The sequence below is a fragment of the Tsukamurella spumae genome (assembly GCF_012396015.1).
In the GTDB taxonomy this organism is placed as follows: domain Bacteria; phylum Actinomycetota; class Actinomycetes; order Mycobacteriales; family Mycobacteriaceae; genus Tsukamurella; species Tsukamurella spumae.
On sequence record NZ_JAAXOQ010000006.1, the window covers coordinates 25,608 to 39,680 of the forward strand.

General features: G+C 70.5%; 13 protein-coding genes. 5 read left to right on the forward strand and 8 right to left on the reverse strand.

Going from position 1 to position 14,073, the window contains the following annotated elements:
* Positions 1-65: 65 nt before the first annotated feature.
* From HF999_RS05915 to HF999_RS05940, 6 genes are all read right to left on the reverse strand, one after another.
* Positions 66-1,415 carry a flavin monoamine oxidase family protein gene (locus tag HF999_RS05915; RefSeq protein ID WP_168544986.1) on the reverse strand — a complete coding sequence of 450 codons (1,350 nt, stop codon included), beginning with the start codon at positions 1,413-1,415 and terminating at the stop codon, positions 66-68.
* Between the two features lie 53 nt (positions 1,416-1,468).
* On the reverse strand, positions 1,469-2,668 hold the full coding sequence (locus tag HF999_RS05920; RefSeq protein ID WP_246207362.1) for an APC family permease: 1,200 nt from the start codon (positions 2,666-2,668) through the stop codon (positions 1,469-1,471).
* Positions 2,669-3,092: 424 nt separating this feature from the next.
* A complete protein-coding gene (locus HF999_RS05925) occupies positions 3,093-3,644 on the reverse strand; it encodes a TetR family transcriptional regulator (protein ID WP_168544987.1) in 552 nt (183 codons plus the stop codon).
* Positions 3,645-3,743: 99 nt separating this feature from the next.
* On the reverse strand, positions 3,744-4,919 hold the full coding sequence (locus HF999_RS05930; protein WP_168544988.1) for an FAD-dependent monooxygenase: 1,176 nt from the start codon (positions 4,917-4,919) through the stop codon (positions 3,744-3,746).
* A 66-nt stretch (positions 4,920-4,985) separates the two neighbouring features.
* On the reverse strand, positions 4,986-5,690 hold the full coding sequence (locus HF999_RS05935; RefSeq protein WP_168545105.1) for a type 1 glutamine amidotransferase: 705 nt from the start codon (positions 5,688-5,690) through the stop codon (positions 4,986-4,988).
* A 26-nt stretch (positions 5,691-5,716) separates the two neighbouring features.
* The gene (locus HF999_RS05940) at positions 5,717-6,958 is read right to left on the reverse strand and encodes a MurT ligase domain-containing protein (protein WP_168544989.1); all 1,242 of its coding nucleotides are present in this window, start codon (positions 6,956-6,958) and stop codon (positions 5,717-5,719) included.
* 28 nt (positions 6,959-6,986) lie between these two features.
* Here HF999_RS05940 and HF999_RS05945 point away from each other — a divergent pair, with 28 nt between their 5' ends.
* Positions 6,987-7,733: a class I SAM-dependent methyltransferase gene (locus HF999_RS05945; protein WP_168544990.1), complete on the forward strand. Its 747-nt coding sequence runs from the start codon at positions 6,987-6,989 to the stop codon at positions 7,731-7,733.
* Here HF999_RS05945 and HF999_RS05950 read toward each other — a convergent pair.
* Entirely contained in the window at positions 7,620-8,615 is a 996-nt protein-coding gene (locus tag HF999_RS05950) for an EamA family transporter (RefSeq protein WP_168544991.1), read from the reverse strand. The genes HF999_RS05945 and HF999_RS05950 overlap by 114 nt on opposite strands.
* Positions 8,616-8,687: 72 nt before the next feature.
* Between HF999_RS05950 and HF999_RS05955 the strand changes: the two genes are divergently transcribed.
* Both HF999_RS05955 and HF999_RS05960 read left to right on the forward strand, forming a co-directional pair.
* On the forward strand, positions 8,688-9,581 hold the full coding sequence (locus tag HF999_RS05955) for a LysR family transcriptional regulator (protein ID WP_168544992.1): 894 nt from the start codon (positions 8,688-8,690) through the stop codon (positions 9,579-9,581).
* Positions 9,582-9,624: 43 nt separating this feature from the next.
* On the forward strand, positions 9,625-10,899 hold the full coding sequence (locus HF999_RS05960; RefSeq protein WP_168544993.1) for an MFS transporter: 1,275 nt from the start codon (positions 9,625-9,627) through the stop codon (positions 10,897-10,899).
* Here HF999_RS05960 and HF999_RS05965 read toward each other — a convergent pair.
* Positions 10,855-11,439 (reverse strand): TetR/AcrR family transcriptional regulator, encoded by a 585-nt coding sequence (locus tag HF999_RS05965; protein WP_168544994.1) that lies wholly within the window; start codon positions 11,437-11,439, stop codon positions 10,855-10,857. The two genes, HF999_RS05960 and HF999_RS05965, sit on opposite strands and share 45 nt — an antisense overlap.
* Positions 11,440-11,533: 94 nt before the next feature.
* On the opposite strand from HF999_RS05965, the gene HF999_RS05970 reads away from it, so the two are divergent.
* Together HF999_RS05970 and HF999_RS05975 are read left to right on the forward strand one after the other, a co-directional pair.
* Entirely contained in the window at positions 11,534-13,249 is a 1,716-nt protein-coding gene (locus HF999_RS05970; protein WP_168544995.1) for an FAD-binding dehydrogenase, read from the forward strand.
* Positions 13,246-14,052, forward strand: coding sequence for an SDR family oxidoreductase (locus HF999_RS05975; protein ID WP_168544996.1), 807 nt, complete (start codon positions 13,246-13,248; stop codon positions 14,050-14,052). Before HF999_RS05970 ends, HF999_RS05975 begins: the two co-directional genes overlap by 4 nt.
* The last annotated feature ends 21 nt before the right edge of the window (positions 14,053-14,073 follow it).

The following is a 14,073-nucleotide window of genomic DNA, read 5'->3' on the forward strand; positions in this document are numbered from 1 at the left end:
GGACGGTGCGTGATCGCCTCGGGATGCGGCGGCCGCCGTCGACCGTGCGCGCCGGCACCGACCGATCAGGCCGTGACGCGCCCGGAGCCCCTGGCGCCCGCGATCAGTGCGCTCAGCGCGACCGGCGCGTCGAGGATGCGCTCAGCCGCCCGGTGACCCGACAGCAGCGCGCTGTGCACGGTCGCCGGCTCTGCGCCCCAGGTGGCCTCGCCCGCCAGGTGCAACGCCCCTCCGCCGATCGGGGTAGCGATCACATCGTGGTCGGCATAGGTCGAGCCGGTGGCGACGTAGCTGTACGACCCGCGTGCGTACTGGTCCGAACCCCAACGGGTGACCCACGAGTTCACGGGATCCGGGACGGAGTCGGGGTACAGGCGGCGTAGCGGTGCGACCGCGGATTCCGTGACTGCGGAGTCGCTCATCGTCTCGATCTCGCGGCCCCAGCGCCCGCCGGCGAAGGTGAGCAGCATCGGACGGCCGCTGATCGCGGAGATGTCGTACCACGTGTGCCAGGGGAAGCTGGGGGCGCCCAACTGTCGAACGGCGTACACGTCGTCCGGCCAGAACCGGTGCGGGAACTCCAGGAAGACCTTGTTGAACACTCCCATGCCGAGGCGGTCGATCGCTCCGGCCACCGGATCGGGAAGCGGGGGACGAATGTCGATGGCCCCGGCCTTGAGCACGCCCAGAGACACGGTCACCACGGCGTGTGCGGCCCGGAAGCTCCCCTCGGCCGTCCCGACGCGCACCCCGTCGGCGGACCATTCGATCGAGGTGACCGGTGTACCCAAGCGGATGTCGAGGCCCTCGGCGAGGATCCGGGGCAGTTCGTCGTATCCGCCCGGGAAGATCACCTCGTCGCCGTCGATCGCGTCCTCGTCGAGACCGGAGGCCGCCACCTCGGTGATGTGCGCGCCGCACTGTTCCTCGGTCCGGTGCCGGTAGAAGGCGCCCACCCGGGAGGCGCGCGCCCCGTCCCAGCCCAGGTCCGCCACCGCACGCGCGGTGACCTGCTCGTAGGTCTCTTGCGGGCCGGCGGCCGTCACCGTCGAGACCACGCGTGCGTCCGCTTCGGCGACCTCCGCCGTCCACGCGCGGGTCGCCTCGGGCGACAGCACGTGCGCCTCCTCGTCGTAGTTCGCGATCGGGCGCCCGCCGGGCTGGAAGCTGCCCACGGTGAACTCCAGGGTGTCGATACCGAGACCGGCGACGATGTCCGTCAGCGGATTCCCCGTGAGCCCGTGGATCCAGGACGCTCCCCGGTCCACGCAGAAGCCCGCGGTGCGGTCGGTCAGGATCCGGCCCCCGATGCGGTCCCGTGCCTCGAGCACGACCACCCGCCGGCCCGCGTGCTGTAGCAGGCGCGCCGTTGTGATCCCGGCGATCCCCGCGCCTACGACGATGGTGTCGATCATGATTCGTCTTTCTCCGTGCTGTGTCGCAGTAGTGGTCGGTGGCGTGGGCGGCGCTAATCCGGCACCAGGATCTCGGTGTCGCGATTCAGGGAGCGCTTCTCGAAGAAGTCCCGGGCCGCCGGGAAGCGGGCCCAGAGCAGCATCAGTGCGACACCGAGCAGCAGGGAACCGATGCCGATCAGAAACGTGCTTCCGACGCCCGCGAGGGAGGTGGATCCGTATCCCGGGTCGGCCATGTCGATGGCCGACCGAATGAAGGCCCAGGTCATGAACGTGGCTCCCAGCAGCGGGAGGACGAATCGGTACAGCGCGTGCCGCCGGCTGTCGAAGAGATTCCGCCGGAAGTACCAGATGCACGCGTAGCCGGCGATGCCGTAGAAGAACGCGATGGCGAGGCCGATCGACAGGATCGAGTCCGCGAGCATGCTGGTCGACACCAGATTCATCCCCGCGTAGTACAGGATCGAGACGACCCCGACGAGGATGGTCGAGAAGGTGGGGGTCCGCGTCGTGTCGTCGACGGTCGCGAACCGCGCGGGAAGAGCCCGGTAGATGCCCATCGCGAAGGTGCCGCGGGCGGTGGGCAGGATGGTGGTCTGCGAGGAGGACAGCGCCGAGACGGCGACCGCGATCACCAGGAACCAGCCCATGGGGCCGAGTGCCTCGCCGGCGAGACCGGAGAAGACGTCCTCCGCATTGTCCTGATTCGCCAGTCCGACACCCGAATTGCCCAGCCCCGCATACATGATCGCGACCACCGTGACTCCCACATACGTGATCAGCAGGATCACGGTGGACAGCGTCGCCGCCCGCCCCGGTGTCCGGCGCGGATCCTTGGTCTCCTCGGTCAGCGCGAGGCAGGCGTCCCACCCCCAGTAGATGAAGAGGGCCAGCAGGATCGCCTTGCCCAGCGCGGTCCCGTCTGCCGCGAGGGGGTTGAACCAGGTCAACGACGGTGCCGTCGGGTGCGGTGCGGTGCCGGTGCTGTACCCGATCACGCAGCCGACCACGAACCCGACCAGTGCGAGGTACTGCACGGCGAGCAGGGCCTGCTGCATGCGCTCGCCGATCTGGACACCGCGCAGTGAGATCCACGTCATCGCCGCGATGACCGCGCAACCGAGCGCGGTCACGACTGTCCGATTGTGCGCGAGGGAACCGTCGCCCACCAGGTCGAGAAGGTAGATCGCGGAGATCTCGGCGAGGTTGGCCATCACCAGGACGCCGGCCATGGCGATGCTCCACCCGGCCATCCACCCCCGTGCGCGGCCCGAATGCCTTGGTGGCCCACGTGAAGACGGTGCCGCAATCGGGCATGTCCTTGTTCAGTTCGCGGTAGGCGATCGCGGTGAACAGCATGGGGATGAAGGCGAGCACGAAGGCGATGGGGGCCTGCGCGCCGACGGCGATGACGACGAGTCCGAGGGTGGCGGCGAGGGAGAAGAGCGGTGCGGTGGAGGCCACGCCGATCACCGTCGAGCCCAGGAGTCCGAGCTTTCCGGGCGCGAGTCCCTTGGGGGCGACGGTGCCCGGTGCGGGCGTGGGGTCGGCCACGGGTCGATCTGCCATCTCGTTCCTCGTTCCATTCGCGAGCCGGATGTGAGGCAGCTTACATACAGACCGACCAGTCGGTCTGTCGAATGGCGAAAGCGCGGCCACCGGTGGAACCGATAGGGGTTACGAGCGCCGCTGCGCGTACATCGACTCGAAAGCGACGGTGAGTGACTCCACGTGGTCGGGGGTCAGGACCTGCTCGTTCTCCTCGAGGCTGAGCAGGGCGTTGTAGTTCAGCCCGTCGCCCACGAACAGCGCCATGCGTGCGAGAGTGGGGTCACCGAGCGCCGACTCGAGCAGATTCAGCCATCCGGCCCGGCACTCGCGCAGCACGGTGAGGGCGTCGGGGTTGCCTGTTTGGGCGATTCGGACGCACGCCTCGACCAACCGCTCGAGCCTGCTCTGACGGTCGAGCGAGGAGCGCAGGTAGTAACGGAGCGCCCCTTCCGGGGCCTCGCGCATCGTGTTCACGTCCCGCTCGGCCTGCGCGCGCAGCTCGGTGAACAGCCCCTCCTGCAGCGCGGCCATCGAGGAGAAGTGGTGGAGCGTGCCGGACTTGGACAGTTCCGCCCGAGTCGCGACGGAAGCCAGTGTGGCGGCACGGATCCCGCGCTCGACGACGAGGTCCGTGTACGCACTCAGGATGCGCGCTGCGGGGCCGACGGCGGTGATCACCACCGTATTCTACGACGGGTCGTCGTGGAGGAGGTCAGCCGCGCAGACGCTCTCGGCGCAGCGGATCCACGTCCGCAGAACCCAGCAAGCGGTCCTGGGTCACCGCTGCTGATGTGCCAGCATCGAGTACTGTGCGCTGGCCTGCTTCGACCAGGTGACGAGCGCGCGGATCCGGGGCAGTCGGAGCGCCTCGAAATGGGCGAACACCTCCGCCGGCGACTCGCCGTCACGCTGCTGAAGGAGACTCGCGAGGACGGCGCCGTCGTCCATCGCGCTGGCGTAGCCGCCGCCCGTCATCGGCGAGACCGAGTGTGCCGCATCGCCGATGATGGCGATCGAACCGCGGGCCATTCGCTCCGGCAGGTACTCGGAGATGGGGGAGCCGCTGAGTACGGCGGGATCGGCGACGCCCGTGGCCACCGCCTCGGCCCACGGGGAGGGCCACACCTGGGGCACCAGGTCGAGCAGGTCGCGGCGCACCTCGTCGGAGATGTTCCGGTGGTTCAACGTGCCGACCACCGCGCCGTCGTCGGTGAGGCTGCCGGTCCGCCTCAGCAGATCGGCGCGGTGCGCGTCGAACCAGGCGAAATTGATGTACCGGCGCCCGGGCTCCAGCGAGCCGTCCGGGCCCGGATTGACCGCGCCGATCAGGCGGTATCCGCGACTGAAGACGATCCACAGGCCGCCCGACGAGGGCCAGTCCACGGGTTGCGACAGTGTGCTTTCGTCGACCAGTCCCCGCCACGTGATGTAGCCCGAGTAGGTGGCGAAGGGCTCCTGCGGATTCACCGCCGCGCGTACGGTGCTGCGGTAGCCGTCGGCGCCGACGACGGCGCCGACGGTCTCCTGTTCACCGTCGTCGTACGTGACCCGCACGCCCACCCCGGTGTCCACCACCGAGGTCACGTTCCGTCCCTCGGTGAGAGTGATGGCGGGTGAGCGCAGCGCGTGGTCGCGCAGCCACTCGTACAGTGCGGACCAGCTCACGAGCTGGGGGAGATCGAGGTCATGGGCGCCGTCGATCGCGGGTGAGGTGGGGAGCGAGGGTTCGGCGGCGAGGTCGAAGCCCACGGTCCGGGCGAGCGATTCGGGCTGGATCTTCAGTCCGTCTCCGCCGCGCACGCGCGCGTGCGCACGCTCCACCACTCGGACGGGGATCCCCCGTGCGGCACATGCCAGCGCCAGGGTGAGACCGGCGAGCGATGCCCCCACGATCAGTAGCTCCGTCGCGGAGCTCCGTGCGGCCGATTGCTGCTCTGACGTCTCGCCGCTCATATCGGAAAGTGTACGCAACGCGCGTTCCGGATGGTTGAACGTCCGTGCTGGCGGCCGACGGTGCCCCTACCGCAGGCGCTCGCGGCGCAGCAGATCCACGTCCGGTAGCTCCAAGGGCTCGAGCGGCTTCTGGATCGCCTGGGAGAGAAGGTGATCGGCCAGCTCCGGGTTCCGCGCCAGCGCCGGGCCGTGCATGTAGGTGCCGAGCACGCTGCCCTGGACCACACCGTCGACCGGCGAACCGGCACCGTTCCCCGTGCCCCGGACCACGCGCTGCAGCGGTGCGGCGTCGGGGCCGAGTGCGGAACCGCCGCGGTGGTTCTCGAACCCGGTGAGCGGCTGCGTGAGGCCCTCGATCAGCGGCGTGCCCTCCACCTCGCCGATGGAGCGCTTCTCCTGCGGCGTGGTGGTCAGGTCGAACAGCGAGATGCCGTCCACCCGTTCGCCCTCGGCGGTCTCGTACCAGTGTCCGAGCACCTGGATGGCGGCGCAGATCGCCAGCACGGGAGCGCCTTTCGCGGCCGCCTCCTGCATGCCGGGATACCGCGCCAGGTGCCGCGTCGCGAGCCGCTGTGCGTAGTCCTCGGCGCCGCCGAGGGTGTAGATGTCGCAGGTCGCGGGGACGGGATCGGACAGGGTGATGGGCAGGACCTCGGCGTCGATGCCCCGCAGCCGCGCGCGTTGGCGCAGTACGAGCGCGTTGCCGCCGTCGCCGTAGGTGCCCATCACATCGGGCAGGACGAGGCCGATCACCAAGGTGGACTCGGTGATCCGCTCCGCGGATCCGGAGAAGTCGATCATCGGTTGCGCCCCTCCAGTGCCGTGTTCAGGTCGCGGAACGCCGTGTAGTTGGCGAGCACCTCCACCCGCCCGGGCGGACAGGAGGCGATGGCCGCGAGCGGATCGGCCACCAGGGTGTGCTCGGCGCCCGCGTAGGTCAGGCGGACCGCGAGGTCGGCGCCGCGCTCACCGGAGGCGACGACCTTGCCGTTCTCGAACCGCTCGAACTGCACGTCCCACAGCCAGGAGAGGTCCTCGCCGTCGGGCACCTGCCCGTTGACCGCGATCACCAGGCCCTCCGCCGTGCCGTCGATCATCGACATGGCCTCCTGCCAGCCGGCGGGGTTCTTCGCGAGCAGCATGCGGACGGTGTGCTCGCCGACGGTCACGACGCCGTACCGGCCGGCGACCTCCCCGACGGTGCCCACGGCCTCGACGGCGGCGAGGGGGTCGGCGCCCATCGCGACAGCGGCGGCCACGGCCTGCGCGGCGTTGCCCCGATTCGCCCGGCCGGGAAGGCGCAGGGTGAGCGGTGCGACGAAGCCGTCGGGCCCGTAGATCGAGGTGTCGTCCACCCACCAATCGGGCTCCGGACGGGAGAAGTCGGTCCCCGTCGAGTACCAGTGGTCCCCGTCGCGGACGATCGGCTCGCCGGAGCGCGGGCAGGAGGTGGAGTCGCTGGTCCAGCCCGCCCCGGCCGCGACCCACACGACCTTCTTCGCGTCGTAGGCGACCGAGGTGACGAGCACGTCGTCGCAGTTGGCGACGACCGTCAGTTCGGGGTGGGCGTCGACGCCGGCGCGCAGCCGGCGCTCGATGGCGTTGATCTCGCCGACCCGGTCCAGCTGGTCGCGGGAGAGGTTGAGCAGCACGAGGGCCTGCGCGGCCGTCGCGTCGAGGACGTGCGGCACATGCAATTCGTCGACCTCGAGCGCGGCGAGCGGCGCGCCCTGGTGCGCGGTGAGCGCGGCGACGATGCCGGCGTCCATGTTGGCCCCGTCGGCCTGCGTGGCGACGGCGCGGCCCGTGGTCGCGAGCGCGGCGGCGGTCATCCGCGTCGTGGTCGACTTGCCGTTCGTGCCGGTCACGACGACGGTCCGCTTACCGTCGGCCAGCCGGGCCATGAGGTTCGGCTCGATCTTGAGCGCGACGAGGCCGCCGATCATCGAGCCCTTGCCGCGCCCGGCGCGCTGCGACGCCCAGGCTGCGGAGCGGGCGGCGAGCAGCGCCGCGCGGGCGCGGAGGGGGAGTCCGGGCATGCGCTCCAGGATAGGGCAAGGTGGTGGCATGGCTGAACTGCACGAGGACCGGGGCCGGGCACTGTCGTTCGGGGCGCTCGCGGAGGACTACGACCGCCTCCGGCCCCGCTACAGCGATGCGACCCTCGATGCGATCGCGACGGGCCGCTCGGCCCTCGACGTCGGCGCCGGGACGGGGATCCTGGCTCGTCAGCTGCGGGACCGGGGCCTGGACGTGCTGGCCGTGGAACCCGACGGTGCCATGGCCGCGCTCGCGCGGGCCTCGGGCGTGCCGGCCGAGGTCGCGACCTTCGAGGAGTGGGACGCCCGCGGCCGCACGTTCGACCTCATCACCTTCGGGCAGTCCTTCCACTGGGTGGACGCGGACCGGGCGATTCCGCGCTTCGCCGAGTTGCTCAACCCCGGCGGCCGGGTGGTCCTGCTGTGGAACAAGCTCCGGCCGACCTCGCCGCCCAACGAGGAGCTCCGCGTCGCGAGCAGTGACTACGTCAACGTCGAGGCCGCCGGCGCGGGGACCCTGGAAGACCTGATGGTCCGGATGGCCGCGCTGCAGAAGCGGTTCGAGGACGCGGGCTTCGCCGTGACCGAGCGCGAGGACACCTGGACCGAGACGCAGTCCAAGCAGCGGTGGCTCGACCTCGCCTTCACCTACTCGTCGCACTCAACTCTGCCGGACGACCGCCGGTCCGCCCTGCGCACCGCGCTCGCCGAGGTCATCGGCGATCGTGACGTCGAGCTCGCCGCCTCGACCACCGCTCTCATCGCCACCAGGTAGGGCAGCGGGTCTGCGCAGCATCCCGAGCAGGCAGCCGGCGATCACCGTCGCCGCCCCGGCCAGGGCGAGAGCGGTCGGATGCTCGCCGAACACGACGGCGCTCGCCGCGATACCGACGACGGGGACCAGAAGCGTCGCCGGCGCCACCGTCGAGGCGGGGTAGCGCGCCATCAGCGCGCCCCACAGCCCGTATCCGACGACGGTGCTCATGATCGCGATGTAGGCGACGCCCAGGAGCGCGAGGCGACCCGACGCACCGTCGAGGCTGTGCGCCAGGGCCTTCCAACCCGTGCTGGGCCCCTCGACTGCGGCGCTCAGCGCCAGCATGGGCAGGGGCGGGATGACCGACATCCACAGGGTGAACCGGAAGGGCTCCGACGGTGCCGCGAGTCGCTGTCCGATGTTGCCGAACGCCCAGCTCAGCCCGCCCAGGAGGGTGAGGACGACGCCCAGCACGCCGACCCCTGCCGCGGCATCGGCGCGGTCGGCGATGATCAGCGCCATCCCGACGACGGCGATCCCGATGCCCGCGACCTGCCGAACGGTCAGCTTCTCGTGCAACAGCACCGCGCCGAGCAGCACGGTGAACGGTGCCGAGGACTGCAGCACGAGCGAGGCCAGCCCCGTCGGCATGCCGATGTGCATGGCGGTGAACAGTAGCCCGAACTGGAAGGTGCCCGAACCGAGGCCGTAGAGCACCAGCCACTTCACCGGGCCCTTCGGCGGCCGCACGAACAGCAGGACCGGGATCGCGAGCACCAGGAAGCGCAGTGCGCTCAGGAACAGGGGCGGGAAGTAGTCCAGGCCGTAGCGGATGGCCAAGAAGTTCAGTCCCCACAGCACGACGACGGCGAGGGCGACGAGGCGGTCACGGGGGCTCATGATCTCCACTGTCCCGGCCAATGAACGGAAGTACAATCGAATATTTCTTGACCAACCATGTAGCGTGACTACATGGATGTTCATCGGCTACGGATCCTGCGGGAACTCGCCGACCGCGGCACGGTCGCTGCGACGGCGCGGGCGATGGACATGACCCCGTCGGCGGTGTCGCAGCAGCTCAAGGTGCTCGCGCGGGAGGCGGGTGTGGACCTGCTCGAGCCCGACGGCAGGCGCGTGCGGCTCACCGACGCAGGGCTCGCGCTGGTCGTCCGGGCGGAATCTGTACTGGGGGAACTCGATCGGGCGCGGGCGGAGATGGACCGCTACCGCTCGACGCCGGTCGGCGTGGTCCGGCTCACGCTGTTCCCGTCCGCGGCGGAGCTGCTGCTGCCGGGCGTGCTGCGGAGGACCAGGGCGGCGGGGGTGCGGGTGACGGCGTCGGACGCGGACCTGCCGGGTACGGAACTCCCGGCGATGCTCGCGGACGCGGACATCGTCGTCGCGCACCGGGACGAGCGCGCCTCACCCCTCGGCGGCCCGCGCATCGCCTCTCGCGTCCTCATGCGCGAGCCGATCGATCTGGTCGTGCCGCTCGGGCATCCCTTGGCGGCGGCGGGCCGGGTGGACGCGACGCAGTTGGCGGACCTGGACTGGATCAGTGTGCGCGACGGTTTCCCCGTCGACGACGTGCTGCGCTCGCTGGCCACGCTCACGGGCGTGCAGCCGCGGGTGGTCCAGCGGATCAACGACTTCCACACCATCCAGGCGATGGTCGCCGCGGATCTCGGCGTGGCACTCGTCGCCCGGCACGCCGTGACCCATCCGGGCGTCCGCGGGCTCGAGATCGTCGGCGTGCTCGCCGCTCGCATCCTCGAGGTCGCGATCCGGCCCGGCGCCGAGCGCCGCCCCGCTGTCGCCGCGGTCCTGCGCGCCCTCGACGAGGAGGTCGCCGCGGTCCAGCCGTGAGGCGGAATTGACCCTGAGCCGGATACATCCCATGATTCGAGGTGTGACCGTTCGTGAGGTTTCCGCAGCACCTGCCGCCCTGCGGGCGGTCGGCGCCCTGACCTGCGCGTTCGCACTGATCGTGATGGGGGTGTGTCTGCGGCTGATCTTCGGCAGCTCGTCGGCGGTGCTCTCCGAGATCCGCGAGGCCTACGGATTGAACGGCGCCGAGGTCGCGCTGCTGACCACTGGCCCCGTCCTCTGCCTCGGCCTGTTCTCGGCCGCGACGCCCCGCCTGGCCCGCAGGTACACCGCTCCGCTGGTGGCGACGGTGGCCGTCGCGATGATCGTCGTCGGGAGCGCGCTGCGGATCCTGCCGAGTTGGCCCGTGCTGCTCGGCGGGACGATGCTGGCCGGCGCGGGGATCGCGCTGGGCAATGTTCTCGGTCCCGTGCTCGTGCGGATCTTCTTCCCGCACCGGATCGGTCTCATGACGGGCCTGTTCACCGCGATGGTCTGCGTCTCCACCGGGTTCGCCTCCGCCCTGACGGTGCCCGGCGCGACCGCGCTCGGCGGCAACTGGCGGGCCGCGCTCGCGCTCTGGGCGATCCCCGCCCTGGTCGCGGTCGTACTGCTGGGCGTGGTGACGGTGCGCTACCTCCGGTTCCGCCGGAGCGTCCCCGAGATCGACGGTGCGGACGCGCCCGGTGCCGTCCGAACGGTGCTCCGCAGTCCCGTCGCCTGGGCGGTCACCGGCTTCATGGGCCTGCAGTCCCTGCAGGCCTACGCCCTGATCGGGTGGATCCCCACGATCTACCGCGACCGCGGGGCGTCCGCCGAGACGGCCGGCGCGATGCTCGCGATCGGCGGCATCCTCAGCGTGCTGACGGCGCTGACCTTCCCGCAGTGGGCGGCTCGGCGGCGGGAGCAGCGGATCGTCGCCGTGGCGGCCGTGGCGCTGCAGGGGGTCGGTTTGCTCGGCGTCCTCGCCTTCGGGAACGGGATCGGGGCCTGGATCGCGAATGTCTTCGTCGGCTTCGGCCTGGGCGCGATGATCTCCCTGGCCGTCACCATGATGAACCTGCGCGCGGCGACCACCGCTGAGGCGGTCTCGCTCTCGGCGATGTCGCAGACGGTCGGCTACCTGCTCGCCGCGTGGGGGCCGATGCTCATGGGCGTGCTGCACGGCGTACGCGGGAACTGGAACCTGCCACTGATCAGCCTGCTGATCCTGCTGATCCCGCTCCTGCTGTGCGGGCTCGTCGCCGGGGGCGACAGGACGGTGGGTGCGCCGTCACCGCTGGGCGACGGTGTGCAGCCCGGCGGGCAGAAAGCGTAGGAGCAACTCCCGGGCCGCGGCCGAGTCACCGTCGACCAGGTGGGTGAGCTGGGCGCCCTCGTACAGCGCGATGGCGAAGCGAGCGAGTGCGGCGGCGTCGTCCGCGGGCACGAACCGGGACAGTGCCCGGGACAAGCGCTCCCGGATCGCACGGTCGCGCTCCGTCAGGCGCGCCGCTGCGGCCCCGTCACGAGCGGCGAAGATGGTGAACTCGGTGGAGAGCAGCCCCCAGCGACGCTCCTCGGGATCGTCGGGGGCAGCGGCGAGGGCAGCGGCGACGATCGCATCGTCCAGCGACTCGGCCCCGTCGATCACGGCGGCGACGCGCCCGATCTGTCGCTCGGTGTGCCGGTCGAAGAGGGCCAGGAACAGCGCTTCCTTGCCGGAGAAGTTGGAGTAGAAGGCACCGCGGGACAGGTCCGCGCGCCGGCAGATCTCGTCCATCGACGCCGAGTGATAGCCGCGCTCGGCGAACACGTCCAGCCCCGCGTCGAGGAATCGCTCCACGGTGCGGGCGCGGGTCTGCTCGCCCTTGGCCATCGTTCGTCCTCCTCGTTGACGCGGGGTGTGATGCGTGCCATGCTAGCGATAAGTAGAACAGTCAGTCCAGTTATGAACCTCGAGAGGTGGGCGCATGGCCGAGGAAGCATCGTCGGAACCGGGTGGCTTCGTGCCCGACGCGATCGTGGTGGGGGCGGGCCTCGCCGGCCTCGTCGCGGCGTACGAGCTGACGCGGGTGGGGCGCCGGGTACTGATCCTCGACCAGGAGAACCGCGCGAACCTGGGCGGGCAGGCCTTCTGGAGCCTCGGCGGGCTGTTCCTGGTCGATTCGCCGGAGCAGCGGCGCCTCGGCATCAAGGACTCGTTCGAGCTGGCGCTGCAGGACTGGATGGGCTCGGCGGGCTTCGACCGCGATGACGAGGACCACTGGCCCAGGCAGTGGGCTCGCGCCTATGTCGAGTTCGCGACGCACCGCAAGCGCGACTACCTGCGGGGACTCGGGCTCGGCATCACCCCCGTGGTCGGCTGGGCGGAGCGCGGCGGCGGGGCGGCCGACGGACACGGCAATTCCGTCCCGCGGTTCCATCTCACCTGGGGGACGGGGCCCGAGGTGGTGCGGGTGTTCCGTGAGCCCGTCGAGCGCGCTGAGGCGCAGGGGCTGGTGCGGTTCGCCTTCCGGCACCGGGTCGACGAGCTGCTGCGCGACGACGACGGCGCGATCGTCGGCGTCCGCGGCGCGGTCCTCGAACCCTCGGAGCTCGACCGCGGCATCGCGAGTAGCCGAGAGGCGTTCGGGGACTTCGCGTTCCGCGCCCCGACGGTGCTCGTCACCTCCGGTGGCATCGGCCACAACTTCGAGCTCATGCGGCAGTACTGGCCGACGGAGCGGCTCGGCCCCTACCCGGAGCACATGATCGCGGGCGTGCCGGCGCACGTCGACGGGCGCATGCTCGCGATCTCCGAGAAGGCGGGCGCGAGTATCGTGGGCCGCGATCGGGTGTGGGCCTACACGGAGGGCATTCACAACTGGAATCCGATCTGGCCCAACCACGCGATCCGCATCATCCCCGGGCCGTCGTCGCTGTGGTTCGATGCGAACGGAAACCGCTTCGCCGCCCCGAACTTCCCCGGCTTCGACACCAACTCGACGATGAAGGCGATCCTCGGCACCGGGTACGACTACTCGTGGTTCGTCCTCACCGAGTCGATCATCGAGAAGGAGTTCGCGCTGTCGGGCTCCGAACAGAACCCCGATATCACCGAGAAGGACCTGAAACTGGCTCTGGGCCGGGTGAAGTCGAAGGGCGCGCCCGGGCCCGTCGAGGCCTTCAAGGAACACGGCGAGGACTTCGTCGTCGCCGACACGCTCGAGGAACTGGTGGAGGGCATGAACGGCCTCGGCCGCGGCGGGCACGTCGACCTCGACCACCTGCGTCGCCAGATCGAGGCGCGCGATCGTGAGGTCGCCAATTCCTTCAGCAAGGACGCCCAGCTGCAGGCGATGCACAATGCGCGGAACTACCTGGGCGACAAGGTGGTACGGGTCGCCAAGCCGCACCGCATCCTCGACCCGGCGCACGGCCCGCTCATCGCCGTCCGGCTGAACATCCTCTCCCGCAAGACCCTCGGCGGGCTCGAGACGGACCTGTCGGCGCGCGTCCTCGGGGCCGACGGTGTGCCCATCCCCGGCCTGTACGCCGCCGGTGAGGTCGCCGGGTTCGGTGGCGGCGGGGTGCACGGCTACAACGCTCTCGAGGGCACCTTCCTCGGCGGGTGCATATTCTCGGGGATGACGGCGGGCCGCGCAGCCGCGGCCGCCACTTCCGGACGAAAGGGAGAACGAGCGTGAGCGTACGGACGGCACTGGTGACGGGGGCATCGTCGGGCATCGGGTACGAGACGGCGAAGTTGCTCGCACAGAAGGGCTACCGGGTGCTCGGCACCAGTAGGAACCCGGACACGATCCCCGCCGACAAGCGGATCTCAGGTGTCGAGTACCTGGCACTGGACCTGGCCGACCGCGAGTCGATCGCGGCGTGCGCGGCAGCGGCGGGCGCCGTCGACGTCGTGGTCAACAATGCCGGTGAGAGCCAGTCCGGGCCGCTCGAGGAACTGCCCGCCGACGCGGTGGACCGGCTCTTTCAGACCAACGTCTTCGGCGCGGTCCAGCTCACCCAGCGACTCCTGCCCGCGATGCGCGAGCGGCGGTACGGCCGCGTCGTCATGGTCGGCTCCATGCTGGCGAGTTTCCCGCTCGCCTACCGCAGCTCGTACGTCGCGGCGAAGGCCGCCCTGAAGGGCTTCGCCTCCGCTGCACGGCAGGAGCTTTCGCCGTTCGGCGTGTGGGTGTCCACCGTCGAACCCGGCTCGATCGCCACCGGGATCGGCGAGCGTCGCACCAAGTACGTCGCCGACGATTCCGTGTACCGCGCCGACTTCGACACGATGATCGAGACCCTCGACGCCAACGAGCGCGGCGGGATCACCCCCGCTCGGGTCGCGGAGCTCATCGTCAAGGCCGTCGAATCGGAGCACCCCCGCGAGTTCTACGCCGTGGGCAGCAATGCGCCACTGGTGTTCCTGCTCAAGCGGTTGGTGCCGGTCGAGGTCGTCTCGTCGATCGTGGCGCGTCGGCACGGCCTCCGGCGATAGACGTCCTTGGTCATCGGGACA